This window comes from Pseudomonas putida, from assembly GCF_025905425.1.
Classification (GTDB): Bacteria; Pseudomonadota; Gammaproteobacteria; order Pseudomonadales; family Pseudomonadaceae; genus Aquipseudomonas; species Aquipseudomonas putida_AF.
On sequence record NZ_CP109603.1, the window covers coordinates 5,842,316 to 5,860,392 of the forward strand.

An 18,077-nucleotide genomic window follows, 5' to 3' on the forward strand; every position below is an offset into this window, starting at 1 on the left:
CAACATCTACTTGTGCAGCGAAGTCCGCGCTCGCTCCAGCAGCGCCCGAGCCTTGTCGCCAAACCGTTGCAGGTGTGAAGCCCGGCCGGGCTTGACCTCCACCAACCCCTGCTGCTTCACCCAATCCCGCCAGCGGATCCGCTCATCCTTCACCACCCAGCCTTCCTGCTGGGCAAAGCTTTCGGCCAGGTAAAGCCCGCGTGTGCTCGCCGGCACCAACTCGTCCTTTTTCAAGGTATAGAGTTCGGCCAAGGGTTGACCGTCCTTCAATGGCATCAGGTACAGGTCTGGGCGTTTGCGATTGAGCCGGGCCACCAGTTGGTCACCTTCCAGACGTTCATCGACATGGAACAGGCTGAGTTTCTTGGCGTCCCTGGGCACCTGCAGGCGCATGTCATAGATCAGCTGCAACGAGGCGGTCGGCAGGTGCACATAGGCGCGTGGCCGTTCGAGCAGCATCAGGTTGCCGCAATGCACCGGCCTTGCGGCGCCAGACTCAGGCGTTAGCACAAAGGGCAGTGCCTCGCGGTAATGCAATGCGGCGGCGTAGGGGGCCGGTAGCCAGGTGTCGTTGAAACGCCCACCCAGCCAACCCTCCGGAGTTTCCAGCAGGCACTCTTCGGCCACTTCCTGGACGGCGGTGTGCAGCGGCAAGTTGAGCTCTTGAGCAGGCACATAGCCAGAAATCAGCTTCAGCACTACGTCGCCGCGGTCCTGGCGCCGCTGGCGCACCAATACCCAGTAATCACGGTTTTGCCAGTGCAGGGTCAGGCGTACCGATACGCCCAGGTTGGCCAGTTCTGCGACGAAACGATGTGCATCGGGCAACTGGATGGCCCGGCGCCGCTGTTGGGTCTGGGCGAAGTTCAGTGGCATGCCGATGCTCTGGTAGACCAGGCCTTCGGCGCTGGCCTCGACATGCAGCGGCAGTGTTTTGAAGTTGCTCGGGTTCTTGCGGATCAGCGTACGCGGCACGAGGTTCCTCCTCCTGTCGGACGCCCGCGAGGGCGGCTCAATGCTGGCCCAGAATACGGGCGACGGTGGCCACGTTGTGGGCCAGGTGCAACGGATTGATGGTGCCGACGATAGCACTGCTGACGCCTGGGTGGGCGAACAGCAGCTCGAAGCTGGCCTGCACCGGGTCGACTCCAGGTGCCAGGCAGATGTGGCCGCTGGCCAGGGCCTTTTTTACCAGAATCGCCTTGCCGTGTTCGGCAGCGTAGTCCAGCACCGGGCGTTCTGCCTGCTCGTTCAGATTGTAGGTGACCATGGCGCAGTCGCCCTGTTCCAGCGCTTTGAGGCCGCCAGCGACGGTCTTGCCGGACAGCCCAAAGCCAAGGATCTTGCCTTCTTGCTTGAGCGCGGCAAGCGTCTGGTAGACCTCCTGCTGTTCAAGGATGGCCAGGTCATTGCCGTCGGAGTGCACCAGCACCAGCTCGATGTGGTCGGTTTCCAGCAGGCGCAGGCTGCGCTCCACGGAGCGGCGGGTATGGGCGGCGCTGAAGTCGAAGTGCGAGTGGCCGTTGTCGAACTCTTCGCCGACCTTGCTGACGATCACCCACTCATCACGCTGGCCGCGCAGCAGCGGGCCGAGGCGTTCTTCGCTGCGGCCGTAGGCGGGTGCGGTGTCGATCAGGTTGATACCCAGCTCGCGGGCCTGGGCCAGCAACAGGCGGGCCTCATCATCGCCGGGGATGGTGAAGCCGGTGGGGTATTTCACGCCCTGGTCGCGGCCAAGTTTGACCGTGCCCAGGCCCAGCGGCGAGACCGTGAGGCCGGTGCTGCCCAGGGGGCGATGGAAGTCGTGCAGGGTCGGCAGGCTCATGGCAGCAGTTGCTCCCAGGCTGGCACGCCCAGCGCAGGGCGGGGCAGGCCGGCGAGGTCGGCCTGCGCAGTTGGGCGGATGCCGTCGCGCTCCAGCATGGCGATTACCCGGTCGCTGAAGTCCGGGGCCAGTGCCAGCTTGGTCGGCCAGCCAACCAGCAGACGTTGCTGGTCAGCGATGAAGGCGTTATCCGGGCGCACCAGGCCGGATTGCGCAGGCTCGGCGCGATCGACACGCAAGGTTGCCCAGCGTACCTGGCCTTGGTCGACCCAAGGCAGCAGGTTGGCGATTTCCTTTTGCGCCGCTGCAATCTGCGCGGCTGGCTCGCGGGCCACGCCATCGGCTTCGGCCAGGTCGCCGCCGAGGTACCAGACCCACTGGCCGTCGGCCGCCGGGTGGGTGGTAATGGTGACGCGCGGCTTGGGCCCACCGCCCAGGCAGTGTGCATACAAAGGCTTGAGGTTCGGCCCCTTGGCCATGACCATGTGCAAGGGGCGGCGTTGCATAGCCGGCTGGTTCAGGCCCAGGGCTTGCAGTATGTCTTCGGTGCCGGCGCCAGCGCTGAGCACGATACGTTGTGCACGGATTTCACGGTCGTCCACGCGCAGGCCAACCAGCTCATCGCCTTCACGCAGGGGTTCGATACGCTCGCCAGCAAGCAGGCTGTCGCCGGCCAGCTCAGCCAGGTTGGCCAGCAGGCTGGGCACGTCGATGACCAGCTCGGCCAGGCGATAGACCTTGCCCTTGAAGGCACGGTCCTGCAGGGCAGGCGGCAGTTGCTCACCCTTGACCTGATCGACGCGGCCGCGCACGGCCTTGCTGGCGAAGAAACTGGTCAGGTTGCCGGCCAGAGTGCCGGGGGACCAGAGGTAGTGCGCATCGGACAGCAGGCGGGTCTTGCCCAGCGGCAGCTCGCCATCGCCAGCCAAGGCTTCGCGCCAGCGGCGCGGCATGTCGGCAATGGCTTCCGACGCGCCGGTCAGGGCGCCGTGCAGCGCGTATTTGGTGCCGCCGTGGATGATGCCCTGGGACTTGATGGTTTGCTCGCCACCGAGGCTGGCGCGTTCCACCAGCACGGTCGAATACCCCTGGCGGCGCAACCGGGCATTGAGCCAGAGGCCTGCGACCCCGGCGCCGACGATCAGCACGTCAGTGGAAATGGCGGTTGGCATGGCGGTACCTCGAAGACTGGGACAGCTGGCAAGTATACAGCCCGTATCAATGCCCGGCAGTTTTCGAAAACAGCTGAATCACAACCACCCCGCCCACGATCATCGCCATGCCCAGCATTGCCGGCACATCCAGCTTCTGCCCATAAATCACCAGTGCCGCCACGCTGATCAGCACGATCCCCAGTCCCGACCAGATGGCATAAGCGATACCCACCGGAATGCTGCGCACCACCAGGGTCAACATCCAGAAGGCGATGCCATAACCGACCACCATCAACAGCAAAGGCAGCGGCGTGCTCAGGCCCTTCACCGCTTTCATGGAGGCGGTGGCGATGACTTCGGCGCAGATGGCGATGGCGAGGTAGGTGTAGGCATTCATGGCGATTCTCCGGTGACTGGTTGGGCATTCTAGACGGTGCCTGGATGGGGTAAAGTCATTACCTATCACCCCTGGAGATAGGTTGATGGCCGAACAGTGGAACCTGGAGCAACTGCGGACCTTCGTGCGTGTTGTCGAACTGCGCTCGTTTTCCGCCGTTGCCCGTGAGCAGCGTAAAGCCCAGTCGGCGGTCAGCAATGCCATTGCCTTGCTTGAGGCGGACCTGGGCGTGACCCTGTTCGACCGCAGCAGTGGCCGCCAGCCGAAACTGACCGAAAACGGCACCGCGCTGCTGGAGGACGCCCGCGAGTTGCTGCGCCAGTGCGAACGGCTGGACGGTCGTGCCTTGGCCCTGATGCGCGGCCAGGAAGCCTTGTTGCGGGTCGCCCAGGACGAGGCCATGCCCTATCAGCCGGTTATCGACAGCCTTGATGAACTGGCCAGCCGCTACCCGTACCTGGAAGTGCAACTGGCCAGCGGCGCCCAGGGCGATGTGGCACGCAAGCTGGTGGAGCGGCGTGCCGACCTTGGCCTGTTCTTTCATCATGAGAGCATGCCGGCTTCGCTGGAGCGCCGTGCCCTGGGGAGTGTGGAGATGGTCACGGTGTGCGCGATCGGCCATCCGCTCGCGCAGCAGGCAAGGGTCAACCGCCAGCAGTTGGCACGCCATCGCCAGCTCTTGATCACCCCGCAGCAGAGTGGCTACCCCGGCGGTGAGGCGATCAGCCCGCAGATCTGGCGCGCTGACAGCTTCTACGCCATGGCCGAGCTGCTGATGCGTGGCCTGGGTTGGGCGTGGTTGCCCCGGCACGTGGTGCAGTACCCCACTTACCAGGCGCAAATGGTCGAGCTCGCCAGCGAGTGGCGGCCGCCGGCACTGGTCGTAGAACTGGCCTGGCGCCGTGACGAGCCACTGGGCCCGGCCGCGCAATGGCTGGCCGAGCGCTTTGCGGTGCACCTGCGCGCGATCGGGTAAACTTCGCCGCCATGAACAGAACACTCTATACCTTGCTGTTTCACCTGGGCCTGCCGCTGGTTGCGCTGCGCCTGTTCCTGCGGGCGCGCAAGGCCCCGGCCTACGGCCAGCGCATCGGCGAGCGCTTCGCCTTCAACCTGCCAGCCATGCGCCAGGGCGGCATCTGGGTGCATGCGGTGTCGGTGGGTGAGAGCATTGCTGCAGCGCCGATGGTGCGGGCTTTGCTCAAGGCCTACCCGGACCTGCCGATCACACTCACCTGCATGACCCCGACCGGGTCCGAGCGGATACGCGCGATGTTCGCCGATGAGCCGCGTGTTCAGCATTGCTACTTGCCCTACGACCTGCCATGGGCGGCAGGGCGTTTTCTCGACCATGTGAAGCCGAAGCTGGGCATCATCATGGAAACCGAGCTGTGGCCCAACCACATCCACCAGTGTGCCAAGCGTGGCATCCCGGTGGCCCTGGCCAATGCCCGGTTGTCCGAACGCTCCGCCCGTGGATATGGGCGTTTTGCCAAGCTGACCCGGCCGATGCTCGCCGAGATGAACCTGATTGCGGTACAGACGGAGACCGAGGCCCAGCGCTTTCGCGACCTGGGTGCGCGTCCTGAATGCGTGCAGGTGACCGGTTCGATCAAGTTCGATCTGAAGATCGACGAGCAACTGCTGCCACGCGCCGAAGCGCTGCGCGAGCAATGGGGCGCACGCCAGCGCCCGGTGTGGATCGCCGCCAGTACCCATGACGGCGAGGATGCGCTGATCCTGCAGGCTCATCAGAAGCTGCTGCAGGTGCATGGCGATGCGCTGCTGATCCTGGTGCCGCGTCACCCTGAACGGTTCGATGCGGTGCATGCCTTGTGCAGCGAACAGCTCACTACCGTGCGTCGCTCTGTCGGCACCTCGGTCGATGGCCAGACCCGCGTGCTGCTCGGCGATACCATGGGCGAGTTGCTGTTTCTGTATGCCCTGGCCGATATCGCCTTTGTCGGCGGCAGCCTGGTGGCGACCGGTGGCCACAATCCGCTGGAACCTGCGGCGCTGGCATTGCCGGTGATCATGGGGCCGCATGTGTTCAACTTCCTGGAGATCAGCGCGATGCTGAAAGAAGCCGGGGCGTTGCAGCAGATCGAGGATGCCGAAGGGCTGGCCGAGGCGGTGCGGCGGTTGATCGAATTGCCGCAGGATCGTCAGCGCATGGGCGAGGCGGGCAGGGCGGTGATGCGGGCCAATCAGGGGGCTTTGCAGCGGCTGCTGGATGGTCTAGGCAAACTCATCGGCTAAATTTTAACCCTGCGACCCGCAGCGCCCCGATCCCTGTAGGAGCGGCCTTGTGTCGCGAAAGGGCGCTCCTACAGGGGCCGTGCGTTGCCTTGAATCAGGGCCTGCGTTCGAAGTTCTTTGCTGCCGCTGCCGCCAAGTCTGGTGGCAGGAAGTCCTTGTCCGGGTTGTAGTCGGGTTTCAGGTACCGCTTAAGATCCACCAGGTCTTGCGGGCTCAAGGTCCCGGCGGCCTGCTTCAGGCTCAGGTTGTCGAGAATGTAGTCATAGCGGCTGTTGTTGTAATCACGCACCGAGGTGTACAGCTGGCGCTGAGCATCGAGCACGTCGACGATGTTGCGGGTACCGACCTGGTAGCCGATTTCGGTGGCTTCCAGTGCGCTCTGGTTGGAAATGATCGATTGTTTACGCGCCTGCACCTGTTCCACATCGGTGTTCACCGCCCGGTGCAGGTTGCGGGTGTTTTCCACCACCTGGCGGCGCAGGCTTTCGCGCTGTTGCTCGGTCTGGCTCAGGCGCTGGTAAGCCTCGCGCACTTGCGAGCTGGTCAGGCCGCCGCTGTAAATCGGGATGTTCAGCTGCAGGCCGATGCTGGTCTGCTCCACATCACTGCCGTAACGCACGTTTGGCTGCACGGGCGAGTTGGTGAAACCAAGGCTGTCGTTATCGCCTTTCTGGTATTTGGCTACCGCATCCACGGTCGGGGCGTGGCCGGCCTTGCGCTGGCGCAGGGTTTCTTCGGCGGCATTGACGGCGTAGTTGGTTGCCAGCAGGTTGAGGTTCTGGCGGGCAGCTGTCTCTACCCAGGATTTGGCGTCATTGGGCGCGGGTACCTGTATCGGCAGGGTGTGGACAACGCCCTGGATCGACGAATACTCGCGGTTGGTCAATGTCACCAGGGCTTCGAAGGCATCCTGTACCTGGCGCTCGGCGATGATCCGGTTGGCCCGGGCCGTGTCGTAGCTGGCCTGGGACTGCAAGACGTCGGTCTTGTCGGACAGGCCCACGTCGAAACGCTCGTTGGACTGGTCGAGCTGGCGCTTGAAGGCGGACTCTTCAGCCTTGGTCGCGGCCAGGTTGTCCTGGGCCCGCAGCACGGCGAAGTAGCTTTGCGCGGTCTGCAGAATGAGGTTCTGCTCGGTGGCCGACAGCTCCAGCGCCGCCTGCTCGTTGACGGCCTCGGCGGCCTGCAACTGGAACCAGCGGTCGGCACGGAACACCGGCTGCGCCAGGGTCGCACTCCAAGAATTGCCACTGCGGTTGGAGGTAATCGAGGGCTCGTCGAGCTTGGTGCGGGTATTCATCATTTCGGCACCCGCCGACAGGTTGGGCAGCAGCCCGGCACGGGCCTGCGGCACCACTTCGCGACGAGCGCCATAATCGGCGCGGGCCGCAGCAAGATCGGCGTTGTTATCGACCGCTTCCTGGTAGACGCTGACCAGGTCGGTCTTCACCGTCGTGGGCACATCCGCTGCCCAGACCACTCCGTTGGACGCACAAGACACGGCTATCGCCAGTGAGAGTTTGCGCAGCATAGAGGCAATCCTTGTACGAAATTTAATTACTGAACTGTTGAGTATCGAGCGATGGGCCAGTGTAGTGCCATGCGTCCCCGGCAACAATCGCCCGGTACGCCTTTCATCATCGCCCGCATTTACCTGCTTGGCTTTGCCGACCACTCCAGTCTAGACTGCGCATGTTCTTGTCGGGGTGCCTTGAAGCAAAGGCTGAGATCGCAAAGTTGCGGATCCCGTTGAACCTGATCAGGTTAGCGCCTGCGTAGGGAACAAGATTGCTCACCTTCCCGGGGAGCCTCTTGTGCCAGGTCCGGGATTGTCTTAGCTGCAAGCAGCTCACGGCACCCCCATGTATCCGGCACTGCACACCCAAAAAGGGGTGCGTCCGCGTCTTTCAGGTTCTCCCCGACATTCCATCCGCTAGGAAGCTGTCTGGAGAGCCCGTGATGAGCAAACAAGAAAAAACGATCAACCTCAGCGAATCGGCACAAGTCGATCAGCAGTCCGTGCAACCGTTCCCCCGTTCGCGCAAGGTCTATGTCGAGGGCTCCCGCCCGGACATCCGCGTGCCCATGCGCGAAATCAGCCTGCACGACACCCCTACCGACTTCGGCGGCGAAACCAATGCCCCGGTGCTGGTCTACGACACTTCCGGCCCGTACACCGACCCCAACGTCATCATCGACGTGCGCAAGGGCCTGGCCGATGTGCGTTCGGCCTGGATCGACGCCCGCGGCGACACCGAGCGCCTGGGCGGCCTGAGCTCGAACTTCGGCCAGCAGCGCCTGAACGATGAAGAGCTGGCCAAGCTGCGCTTCAACCACGTGCGCAATCCGCGCCGCGCCAAGGCGGGCGTCAACGTCTCGCAGATGCACTATGCCCGCCAGGGCATCATCACCGCCGAGATGGAATACGTGGCCATCCGCGAGAACATGAAGCTGCAGGAAGCCCGTGCTGCCGGCCTGCTTGACCAGCAGCACCCTGGCCACAGCTTTGGCGCCAACATCCCGAAAGAAATCACCCCCGAGTTCGTCCGCGAGGAAATCGCCCGCGGCCGCGCGATCATCCCGGCCAACATCAACCACACCGAGCTGGAGCCGATGATTATCGGCCGCAACTTCCTGGTGAAGATCAACGGCAACATCGGCAACAGCGCCCTGGGTTCCTCGATCGAGGAAGAAGTGGCCAAGCTGACCTGGGGCATCCGCTGGGGCTCGGACACGGTCATGGACCTGTCCACCGGCAAGCACATTCACGAAACCCGCGAGTGGATCATCCGCAACTCGCCGGTGCCGATCGGTACCGTGCCGATCTACCAGGCCCTGGAAAAAGTCGGCGGCGTGGCCGAGGACCTGACCTGGGAGCTGTTCCGCGACACCCTGATCGAGCAGGCCGAGCAGGGCGTGGACTACTTCACCATCCATGCCGGTGTACTGCTGCGTTATGTACCGCTGACTGCCAAGCGCGTCACTGGCATCGTCAGCCGTGGTGGCTCGATCATGGCCAAGTGGTGCCTGGCGCATCACCAGGAAAACTTCCTGTACACCCACTTCGACGAAATTTGCGAAATCATGAAGGCCTACGACGTCAGCTTCTCGCTGGGCGATGGCCTGCGCCCGGGCTCGATTGCCGACGCCAACGATGCTGCTCAGTTCGGTGAGCTGGAAACCCTCGGCGAGCTGACCAAAATCGCCTGGAAGCACGACGTGCAATGCATGATCGAAGGCCCGGGCCACGTACCGATGCAGTTGATCAAGGAGAACATGGACAAGCAGCTGGAATGCTGCGACGAGGCGCCGTTCTACACCCTTGGCCCGCTGACCACCGACATTGCGCCGGGTTACGACCACATCACCTCGGGTATTGGTGCGGCGATGATCGGCTGGTTCGGTTGCGCCATGCTGTGCTACGTGACGCCCAAGGAGCACCTGGGCCTGCCGAACAAGGACGACGTCAAGACCGGCATCATCACCTACAAGATCGCTGCCCATGTCGCCGACCTTGCCAAGGGCCACCCAGGCGCGCAGATTCGTGACAACGCCTTGTCCAAGGCGCGTTTCGAATTCCGCTGGGAAGACCAGTTCAACCTGGGCCTCGACCCGGACACCGCCCGCGCGTACCACGACGAAACCCTGCCCAAGGAGTCGGCCAAGGTCGCGCACTTCTGCTCGATGTGCGGGCCGAAGTTCTGCTCGATGAAAATCACCCAGGAAGTGCGTGAATACGCCGCCAAGATCGAAGCCGTGGATGTGACGGTTGAAGACGGCATGCGCGAGCAGGCCGAGCGGTTCCGCCAGGAAGGCAGCCAGCTGTACAAAAAAGTATAAAACTCGCCACAGTCCCCCTGTGGCAGCGGGCTTGCCCCGCGAAAGCGTCAGCTGGGCCAATGCGATTGGCAGGCCCGACGCCTTCGCGGGGCAAGCCCGCTCCCACCTGAGGGGGTGTGCGACTCCTCCTCTTTCCGGCGAACATGACAATGACAACCCCCAGCCATTTCTCCCCTGACCACCCGGTCCCCACCAGCCAGCGCATCTTCGGCTTTGGCGACCTGTTTGCACTGTGGTTCTCCCTCGGCATCGGCCTGATGGTGCTGCAGGTCGGCGCCATGCTCGCCCCAGGCCTGGGCCTGGCCGGCGCGGTGCTGGCCATCGCGCTCGGCACCGGTGTGGGCGTGCTGTTGCTTGGGGCGGCCGGCGTCATCGGCAGCGATACCGGCCTGTCGGCCATGGGCACCCTGCGGCTCAGCCTGGGCAGCCATGGCGCGCGGCTGCCGGCATTGCTCAACCTGCTGCAACTGGTGGGCTGGGGTTCGTTCGAGATCATCGTCATGCGCGACGCTGCCAGCCTGCTCGGTGCGCGGACGTTCGGTGAAACCAGCGCGTGGAACAGCCCCATGCTCTGGACCCTGTGTTTCGGTGCCCTGGCGACCCTGCTTGCGGTCAGCGGGCCGCTGGCGTTCGTGCGCAAGGTGTTGCGCGCGTGGGGGATCTGGGTGCTGCTGGGGGCATGCCTGTGGTTGACCTGGAACCTGTTCGCCAAGGCAGACCTGGCTGACCTGTGGCGCCGCGCCGGTGACGGCTCGATGTCACTGGCCGTTGGCTTCGACATCGTCATCGCCATGCCGCTGTCGTGGTTGCCGCTGATCGCCGACTACTCGCGGTTCGCCCGCAGTGGCAAGCGCGTCTTCGGCGGTACCGTGCTGGGCTACTTCATCGGCAATACCTGGCTGATGAGCCTGGGCGTCGCCTACACCCTGGCCTTTGCCCCCAGTGGCGAAGCCAATGCCTTGCTGCTGGCCCTTGCGGGTGCCGGGCTGGGTATTCCGTTACTGTTGATTCTGCTGGACGAGTCGGAAAAAGCCTTTGCCGATATCCACTCGGCCGCCGTCTCCACGGGCGTGCTGGTACGCCTGAAGGTTGAGCACCTGGCCTTGGCCATCGGCGTGCTGTGCACGTTGATCGCGCTGTTCGCGCCGCTGGCCCAGTACGAGAACTTCCTGCTGCTGATCGGGTCGGTGTTTGCGCCGCTGTTCGGCGTGGTGCTGATGGACCACTACGTGATCCGTCACCGCCGCTTGCCGTCGCAAATCGATGGCCTGCACTGGCAGGCGTTGCTGGCCTGGGCCGTGGGTGTGGCGGCTTATCACCTGATTGCCGCGCAAGCACCGGACCTGGGCGCGACCCTGCCGGCACTGGTGCTGGCAGGTGTGCTGCATGCGCTACTGAGCTTCAGCCGCGGCCGGGAAACAGCTCGGGCTTGATCACGCCGTTCAGGCGCGGGTAGGGGATTTTCAGCTCGACGTGGCCCATGGAATAGGGCGCGATGGCATAGACCTCATACTTGACCACCACCGCGCCGTACGTCAGGGCGATGTGCGGCGACTTCTTGAAGGGCCAGGTTTTGACGAACTCGGCGTCCTTGTCCATGCCGACGCTGATCATCCACGCGCGGTGCGACTCTTCGACGGTTTTCCAGAAGGTCTCTTCCTGGCCGGGCACCAGCATGTCCTGCAGGGTCAGTACCTTGTCCTGCTTGCGCGAATAGTTGATGAAACCGCGCCCCGGCATGCCATGGGCGCCACCGCTGTCCAGGTAGCTGGACAGCTCGATGATCACCAGTCCGTCATGCTGCTCGCGTACCTTGGCCTGCAGGTAGCTGCTGTTGCGCTTGTCGGCACTGGCCAGATACTGCTGCTCATAGGCCTGCAAGGTGGTCGGCGCGGCGCCGCGCTGGTTGTCTTCGGTCAGTTGCAGCAGGCGCTGTTCGACAATGCCGTCGAGCTTGGGCAGGGCCGGGAAGTGAATGGTGTCGATGTTAACCAGGGGGCAGTCGCTTTCGCTGCAGCCGGGTTTGACGTGCTCCCAAGCGTCGCGCTTGACCTCAAGTGGTGCTCGATAATTGGGCGTGAACAGGCTCTGGCAGGCACCCAGGGCCAGTGCCAGCACGGCCACGGAAGTCAGTTTGACAAGTGTCATGATGATCCTTGCAGAACAGGGAAAAGTCGGCCTTTGACCGTCGGCGCGACCGTCAGTTCGCCACTAAGCTAACAGACAGAAGGCGCGCTGTCCCGAGTGCGCGAACGGTCGCTAGAAAGGGGTGAAACGCGCCAACGTGCAGAGTAGGATGGCGCGATGCGGTACTTGAGGTAATGAGGATTTCCATGTCAGACACGTTGAATTCAGTCCCCAAGGCGGTCGAGATCGTCAAGCGGGCCAACTGCTTCCAGGGCTTCTACAAGCTCGACAAGGTGCACCTGCGCCACGAGCTGTTCGCCGGGGGCATGGGGCGGGAGATCAGTCGCGAGCTGTTCGTGCGTCACGATGCCGTTTGCGTGTTGCCTTACGATCCACTGCGCGATGAAGTGGTACTGATCGAGCAGTTTCGTGTCGGTGCCCTCGACAAGGTCGGCAACCCGTGGCTCATCGAGATGGTCGCCGGGCTGATCGACAAGGACGAGCAACCTGAAGAGGTTGCGCACCGCGAGGCTGAAGAAGAGGCTGGCCTGAAGTTCAGCGCCTTGTGGCCGATGACCCGCTACTTCCCGTCGCCCGGCGGCAGTGACGAATACGTCCATCTGTTCCTGGGGCGTTGCACCAGCGAGGGTGCGGGCGGCCTGCATGGTCTGGAAGAAGAGGGCGAGGACATCCGTGTACGCGTCTGGTCGTTCGAAGATGCCTTGCAGGCGGTGCGTGACGGCCGTATCTGCAACGCGGCGACGATCATTGGCCTGCAATGGCTGGCGCTCAACAGAGACGAAGTTCGAGGTATGTGGAAGTGAACCTGCTGCGCGAGCGATATCGGGTCGACCTGGTCGGGCTGCAAGCAGCCTGCGAGGCCAATTACGCCCGCTTGATGCGCTTGTTGCCTGACATGCGCACCACCCAGAGCTCGCGTCGCATCGGCATGGCCCAGGGCGATCAGATGCTCGGTGTGCTGGTGCTCGATGTGGTGCTGGCCTGCCCTTACACCACCACGCTGCACGTGCGCCAGGAGCACAGCTTGCCGTGGCTGCCGGTGCCGCACCTGGAGGTTCAGGTGTACCACGATGCGCGCATGGCCGAGGTGGTCAGTGCCGAGCATGCCCGGCGTCTGCGCAGTATCTACCCGTACCCGAATGCGGGTATGCACCAGCCGGATGAAAAAGCGCAGCTCAATCTGTTCCTCGGCGAATGGCTGAGCCACTGCCTGGCCTGCGGTCACGAATTGGCAAGCGTTCGCTGAAATGTGACGTGGGTCGGTTCCGGGTGTTTGCTCGCAACCGTTGCCCGGCCATAATTCGGGCTGAATCCGATCGAGGAGACGGCCGTTGCCGCACCTAGACCCAACCCGCCCCGTGCATGTGGTGCAACTCACCGATGCCCACCTGTTCGCCGACCCGGCCGGCACCATGCTTGGCCTGAACACCCGTGACAGCCTGCGCCATGTGGTCGCCCAGGTGCGGCGCGAGCAACCGTGCATCGATCTGCTGCTGTGCACCGGGGATCTTTCCCAAGACGCCAGCGTGGCGTCCTATGAAGCGTTCCGCGAGCTGACCGGGGCGTTTGGCGTAGCGACCCGCTGGTTGCCGGGCAACCATGACGAAGCCAGGGTCATGGCCGAAATCGCGCAGGGCACAGACCTGGTACACGCGGTGACCGATTTAGGTGGCTGGCGCATCGTGATGCTCGACTCAGCGGTACTGGGGGCGACCCATGGCCTGCTTGAGGAGGCTCAGCTGAGCATTCTGGAGCACGCGTTGAAAACCGCTGGCGAGCGCCATTGCCTGGTGTGCTTGCATCATCAGCCTGTGGATATCGGCTGCGCCTGGATCGCGCCTATCGGGCTGCGCAATGCCCAGGCGCTGTTCGCCATCGTCGAACGTTATCCACAGGTGCGGGCGTTGCTCTGGGGGCATGTGCACCAGACCTGGGACGAAATGCGCGATGGGCTGCGCTTGATGGCCACGCCGTCGACCTGCATTCAGTTCGCTGCGCAAAGCGAGGACTTCAAAGTGAGCGAAGAGCAGCCTGGCTATCGCTGGATGCGCTTGCATGCCGACGGGCGGTTGGAGACCGGCGTGGAACGGGCGCGGGACTTTGAGGTGAAGCTGGATTTCGACAGCCCGGGGTATTGACGACCCCGGGGCTGCTGCGCAGCCCTTTCGCGGCGCAAGGCCGCTCCCACAGGGATAGCGTTGGCAAGCGCGAATGCATTCTTCTGTGGGAGCGGCCTTGCGCCGCGAAAGGGGGGCGAAGCGCCCCCAGGTTTTGCAGAAAGTGTTGCGAAATCCCCGTCACTGCGTCAAAAGCCGGCGAACGCGCTACACTGCGCGTCCCTGCGCCCGCAACAAGGGCGCGAAGCCGCAGATTCCGGGGGCAGCATGTCGGGTTCCATCCTCTATATCCATGGCTTCAACAGCTCGCCGCTGTCCAAGAAGGCGCGTCAGCTCGAAGCGGTCATGCAACAGCTGGGGCTGCCCGAGCAACTGCGCGTGCCGGCCTTGCACCATCATCCGCGCCAGGCCATCGCCCAACTGGAGCGCGCCATCGCCGAGCTGGGCGAGCCCTTGCTGGTCGGCAGTTCGCTCGGCGGCTACTATGCCACCTATCTGGCCGAGCGCCACGGCCTCAAGGCCTTGCTGATCAACCCGGCAGTGGCACCGCACCGCTTGTTCGATGGCTACCTCGGCACCCAGCGCAACCTCTACACCGATGAGGCCTGGGAGCTGACCCACGATCACGTGCAGGCCCTGGCCGAGCTGGAAGTGCCAGCCCCCGAGGACGCCAACCGCTATCAAGTGTGGTTGCAGACCGCCGATGAAACCCTGGACTATCGCCACGCCGAGCGCTATTACCGTGCGTGTGCCCTACGTATCCAGGCCGGTGGCGACCATAGCTTCCAGGGCTTCGTCGAGCGCCTGCCGGCACTGCTGGCCTTTGCCGGCATTGCCCCTGGCGTGTATGCGTCGCTCGACTTTTCTGTGCTCTGACCTTGTATTCTGAGCTTCTTGCATTCACCTGACTGACGACGAGACCCCATGGCCAATCCCAGCGCTAGCGCCTATAACGCAGACGCCATCGAAGTCCTCTCGGGCCTTGATCCGGTCCGCAAGCGACCGGGCATGTACACCGATACCAGCCGACCGAACCACTTGGCCCAGGAGGTCATCGACAACAGTGTCGACGAAGCCCTGGCCGGTCATGCCCGTTCGGTGCAGGTCATCCTCCACGCCGACCACTCGCTGGAAGTCAGCGACGATGGCCGTGGTATGCCAGTGGATATTCACCCGGAAGAAGGCGTGTCCGGGGTCGAGCTGATCCTCACCAAGCTGCACGCTGGCGGCAAGTTCTCCAACAAAAACTACCAGTTCTCCGGTGGCCTGCACGGGGTGGGCATCTCGGTGGTCAACGCCCTGTCGACCCAGGTGCGCGTACGCGTCAAGCGTGACGGCAACGAGTACCAGATGACGTTCGCCGATGGCTTCAAGGCCAGCGAACTGGAAGTGGTCGGCTCGGTCGGCAAGCGCAACACCGGTACCAGCGTGTACTTCAGCCCCGACCCCAAATACTTCGATTCGCCAAAATTCTCCATCAGCCGCCTCAAGCACGTGCTCAAGGCCAAGGCCGTGCTGTGCCCGGGCCTGCTGGTCAGCTTCGAGGACAAGGCCAGCGGCGAGAAGGTCGAGTGGCATTACGAGGACGGCCTGCGTTCTTACCTGGTCGACTCGGTCAACGAGTACCTGCGCCTGCCGGACGAGCCGTTCTGCGGCAGCCTGGCCGGCAACAAGGAGGCGGTAGACTGGGCCTTGCTGTGGCTGCCCGAAGGCGGCGACAGCGTTCAGGAAAGCTACGTCAACCTGATCCCCACCGCCCAGGGCGGTACCCACGTCAACGGTCTGCGCCAAGGCCTGCTGGATGCCATGCGCGAGTTCTGCGAATTCCGCAACCTGCTGCCCCGTGGGGTCAAGCTGGCGCCGGAAGACGTCTGGGAACGCATTACTTTCGTGCTCTCGATGAAAATGCAGGAGCCGCAGTTCTCCGGGCAGACCAAAGAGCGCCTGTCGTCCCGTGAGGCGGCCGCCTTCGTTTCCGGTGTGGTCAAGGACGCCTTCAGCCTGTGGCTCAACGCCCACCCCGAGCTGGGCATGCAATTGGCGGAACTGGCCATCAGCAACGCCGGCCGTCGGCTCAAGGCCAGCAAGAAGGTCGAGCGCAAACGCATCACCCAGGGGCCGGCGCTGCCGGGCAAACTGGCGGATTGCGCGGGCCAGGACCCGATGCGCGCCGAGCTGTTCCTGGTCGAGGGTGACTCTGCCGGTGGTTCGGCCAAGCAGGCGCGGGACAAAGAGTTCCAGGCGATCCTGCCGCTGCGCGGCAAGATCCTCAACACCTGGGAAGTGGACGGTGGTGAAGTATTGGCCAGCCAGGAGGTGCACAACATCGCCGTGGCCATCGGCGTCGACCCAGGCGCCGCCGACCTGTCGCAACTGCGTTACGGCAAAATCTGCATCCTCGCCGACGCCGACTCGGATGGCTTGCACATCGCCACGCTGCTGTGCGCGCTGTTCGTCCAGCATTTCCGCCCATTGGTGGAGGCCGGTCATGTCTACGTGGCCATGCCGCCGCTCTACCGCATCGATTTGGGCAAGGAAATCTACTACGCGCTCGATGAAGCCGAACGCGATGGGATTCTCGACCGCCTGGTGGCCGAGAAGAAGCGGGGCAAGCCGCAAGTCACGCGATTCAAAGGGTTGGGCGAGATGAACCCGCCACAGCTGCGCGAAACCACCATGGACCCGAACACCCGACGCCTGGTTCAGCTGACGCTAGAAGACGTGCAGGCTACCTGCGAGCTGATGGACAAGCTGCTTGCCAAGAAGCGCGCGGGTGATCGCAAGAGCTGGCTGGAAACCAAAGGCAACCTTGCCGAGGTCATGGTTTGATTCGGCTGCTTCTCGCCGCTTGCCTTGCACTGTTTGCCTTGCCGAGCCTGGCGGGCCACTGGCCGCAGTTGAAGATGACTGCCGAGCACCCGATCGAGGGCATGCGCGGTGGCAACCTGTCCGGCCTGGCGCAGTGCCGAGGCGGGTTATGGGGCGTTTCAGATCGTGATGACGACCGCATCTACCGGTTCGATCAGCAAAATGCGGTGTGGCGCGCCCAGCCGCTGACTTTCACCCCGCCGCCGGTACCGGAGAGTGGCCTGCCGTGGGGGCTGAAGTCACGCAACTGGGCGGCCTCCTATGTTCGCGGTGGCGAGCTGGACTTCGAAGGCATCACCTGTGACCAGGCCGGTAATCTTTACCTGGTCAGCGAGGCCCACGCCGCTGTCTTGCAGATCCCCCTCGAAGGCGAGCCGGACTGGCTGAAAATCGACCCGGCCATGGTGCGACAAGCCCGGGCCAGCGGCATGCTGCTGAACTTCAACGCCTTGTTCGAAGGCCTGACGATCAACCCGGCAGGCGACCGCATTTGGCTGGCGGCCGAGCGCGAGCGCCGGGGGCTGGTGGCCATCGAGCGCCAGCAATCGGTCTGGACCTGCGGGCGCAGTTGCGTGCTGCTGAGCGAGGCGGGTGTCGAGATGCAGCCGCCACAGATGCCCAACCCACGCGCGCTGTCGCGTGACTTTGCCGACCTGGCCTGGTTCGAGGGCAAGCTGTATACCCTGGAGCGTAACGCCTATCGCATCTGCCGCCGCGACGCGGACAGCGGTAAGGTCGAGCGTTGCTGGTCGTTCGCCGCCGATGCGCTGGTCGAGCACCGCCGTTACGATCAGCCGTTCGGCCTGGCAGAAGCCCTGGTGATCGATGCCAAAGGCGCGTGGATTGGCCTGGATAACAACTTTGGCAGCCGCGCCGATGGCGAGGCGCGCCCGATCGTCTGGCGCTTCGAGGCGCCAGAGGGCGGCTGGAGCGCCAAGCCATGAGCCAGGCACCGGGCAAGCGTGCCGGCAAGGTATTGATGATCGTCGCCTGGGCGGCGGCGTTGTTCCTTGCCACACGTTTTTTCGGCCAATGGGAGGATAGCCAGCGCAATCCCAATGCCCAGGTGCAGTCATCGCGTGGCGAAGGCTTCATCGAGGTGCGCCTCTTGAGCAATGGTCAGGGGCACTTCGTGGTGGATGGCGCGATCAACGGCCAGGCCGTGCATTTCATGCTCGACACTGGCGCTACCGACGTGGCCATCCCCGAAGCACTGGCCGGTGAGCTTGACCTTGCGCGAGGCAGCCCGGTGCTGCTCAGCACCGCAAATGGTCGCACCGAAGGCTACCGTACCCGCTTGAACACCCTGCAACTGGGCGATATCCGCTTGCAGGACGTGCGCGCAACCGTGGTACCGGGCCTGGACGGCCAGACCGTGCTGCTCGGCATGAGCGCCCTGAAACAACTTGAATTTACCCAGCGCGGCGGCACCATGCTGCTGCGCCAGAACCTGAAATGACGAGGCCCGC

The 18,077-nt window shown here is 63.8% G+C and carries 17 protein-coding genes and 1 riboswitch; of the genes, 11 read left to right on the forward strand and 6 right to left on the reverse strand.

The genetic code is table 11. The features are described 5' to 3' along the window. Positions 1 to 6: 6 nt before the first annotated feature. The 4 genes from OGV19_RS26275 to OGV19_RS26290 are packed head-to-tail and all read right to left on the reverse strand — an operon-like array spanning position 7 to position 3,376. Positions 7 to 975, reverse strand: coding sequence for a metal ABC transporter ATPase (locus OGV19_RS26275; RefSeq protein WP_264311328.1), 969 nt, complete (start codon positions 973 to 975; stop codon positions 7 to 9). Positions 976 to 1,012: 37 nt separating this feature from the next. Continuing rightward, positions 1,013 to 1,825 (reverse strand): aldo/keto reductase, encoded by an 813-nt coding sequence (locus OGV19_RS26280; RefSeq protein ID WP_264311329.1) that lies wholly within the window; start codon positions 1,823 to 1,825, stop codon positions 1,013 to 1,015. Beyond that, a complete protein-coding gene (locus tag OGV19_RS26285; RefSeq protein ID WP_264311330.1) occupies positions 1,822 to 2,997 on the reverse strand; it encodes an NAD(P)/FAD-dependent oxidoreductase in 1,176 nt (391 codons plus the stop codon). The genes OGV19_RS26280 and OGV19_RS26285 overlap by 4 nt, the downstream gene beginning before the upstream one ends. A 46-nt stretch (positions 2,998 to 3,043) precedes the next feature. Continuing rightward, positions 3,044 to 3,376, reverse strand: a complete 333-nt coding sequence (locus OGV19_RS26290; protein ID WP_008095055.1) for a DMT family transporter — start codon at positions 3,374 to 3,376, stop codon at positions 3,044 to 3,046. Positions 3,377 to 3,461: 85 nt separating this feature from the next. Between OGV19_RS26290 and OGV19_RS26295 the strand changes: the two genes are divergently transcribed. Both OGV19_RS26295 and waaA read left to right on the forward strand, forming a co-directional pair. Next, positions 3,462 to 4,352 carry a LysR family transcriptional regulator gene (locus OGV19_RS26295; protein WP_264311331.1) on the forward strand — a complete coding sequence of 297 codons (891 nt, stop codon included), beginning with the start codon at positions 3,462 to 3,464 and terminating at the stop codon, positions 4,350 to 4,352. Positions 4,353 to 4,363: 11 nt separating this feature from the next. Next, positions 4,364 to 5,635 carry a lipid IV(A) 3-deoxy-D-manno-octulosonic acid transferase gene (gene waaA / locus OGV19_RS26300; protein WP_264311332.1) on the forward strand — a complete coding sequence of 424 codons (1,272 nt, stop codon included), beginning with the start codon at positions 4,364 to 4,366 and terminating at the stop codon, positions 5,633 to 5,635. A 94-nt stretch (positions 5,636 to 5,729) separates the two neighbouring features. On the opposite strand, the gene OGV19_RS26305 is transcribed toward waaA, so the two are convergent. Beyond that, a complete protein-coding gene (locus tag OGV19_RS26305) occupies positions 5,730 to 7,166 on the reverse strand; it encodes a TolC family outer membrane protein (protein WP_264311333.1) in 1,437 nt (478 codons plus the stop codon). Positions 7,167 to 7,327: 161 nt separating this feature from the next. Next, positions 7,328 to 7,434: riboswitch (TPP riboswitch) on the forward strand. Positions 7,435 to 7,594: 160 nt separating this feature from the next. Between OGV19_RS26305 and thiC the strand changes: the two genes are divergently transcribed. Both thiC and cytX read left to right on the forward strand, forming a co-directional pair. Then, complete coding sequence (gene thiC / locus OGV19_RS26310) at positions 7,595 to 9,475, forward strand: phosphomethylpyrimidine synthase ThiC (RefSeq protein ID WP_264311334.1); 1,881 nt, start codon at positions 7,595 to 7,597, stop codon at positions 9,473 to 9,475. A gap of 149 nt (positions 9,476 to 9,624) precedes the next feature. Continuing rightward, on the forward strand, positions 9,625 to 10,908 hold the full coding sequence (gene cytX / locus OGV19_RS26315; protein ID WP_264311335.1) for a putative hydroxymethylpyrimidine transporter CytX: 1,284 nt from the start codon (positions 9,625 to 9,627) through the stop codon (positions 10,906 to 10,908). Here cytX and OGV19_RS26320 read toward each other — a convergent pair. After that, entirely contained in the window at positions 10,877 to 11,623 is a 747-nt protein-coding gene (locus OGV19_RS26320; protein WP_264311336.1) for an RsiV family protein, read from the reverse strand. The genes cytX and OGV19_RS26320 overlap by 32 nt on opposite strands. 185 nt (positions 11,624 to 11,808) lie before the next feature. Here OGV19_RS26320 and OGV19_RS26325 point away from each other — a divergent pair, with 185 nt between their 5' ends. From OGV19_RS26325 to OGV19_RS26355, 7 genes are all read left to right on the forward strand, one after another. Beyond that, entirely contained in the window at positions 11,809 to 12,426 is a 618-nt protein-coding gene (locus OGV19_RS26325; protein WP_264311337.1) for an NUDIX domain-containing protein, read from the forward strand. Further along, the gene (locus OGV19_RS26330) at positions 12,417 to 12,869 is read left to right on the forward strand and encodes a DUF1249 domain-containing protein (RefSeq protein ID WP_264311338.1); all 453 of its coding nucleotides are present in this window, start codon (positions 12,417 to 12,419) and stop codon (positions 12,867 to 12,869) included. The genes OGV19_RS26325 and OGV19_RS26330 overlap by 10 nt, the downstream gene beginning before the upstream one ends. Positions 12,870 to 12,954: 85 nt before the next feature. Further along, complete coding sequence (cpdA, locus tag OGV19_RS26335) at positions 12,955 to 13,761, forward strand: 3',5'-cyclic-AMP phosphodiesterase (RefSeq protein ID WP_264311339.1); 807 nt, start codon at positions 12,955 to 12,957, stop codon at positions 13,759 to 13,761. Between the two features lie 246 nt (positions 13,762 to 14,007). Next, positions 14,008 to 14,616 (forward strand): YqiA/YcfP family alpha/beta fold hydrolase, encoded by a 609-nt coding sequence (locus tag OGV19_RS26340; protein ID WP_264311340.1) that lies wholly within the window; start codon positions 14,008 to 14,010, stop codon positions 14,614 to 14,616. A gap of 48 nt (positions 14,617 to 14,664) precedes the next feature. Then, entirely contained in the window at positions 14,665 to 16,569 is a 1,905-nt protein-coding gene (parE, locus tag OGV19_RS26345) for a DNA topoisomerase IV subunit B (RefSeq protein ID WP_264311341.1), read from the forward strand. Further along, positions 16,566 to 17,552: an esterase-like activity of phytase family protein gene (locus OGV19_RS26350; protein ID WP_264311342.1), complete on the forward strand. Its 987-nt coding sequence runs from the start codon at positions 16,566 to 16,568 to the stop codon at positions 17,550 to 17,552. The genes parE and OGV19_RS26350 overlap by 4 nt, the downstream gene beginning before the upstream one ends. Further along, a complete protein-coding gene (locus OGV19_RS26355; RefSeq protein WP_264311343.1) occupies positions 17,549 to 18,067 on the forward strand; it encodes a retropepsin-like aspartic protease family protein in 519 nt (172 codons plus the stop codon). The genes OGV19_RS26350 and OGV19_RS26355 overlap by 4 nt, the downstream gene beginning before the upstream one ends. The last annotated feature ends 10 nt before the right edge of the window (positions 18,068 to 18,077 follow it).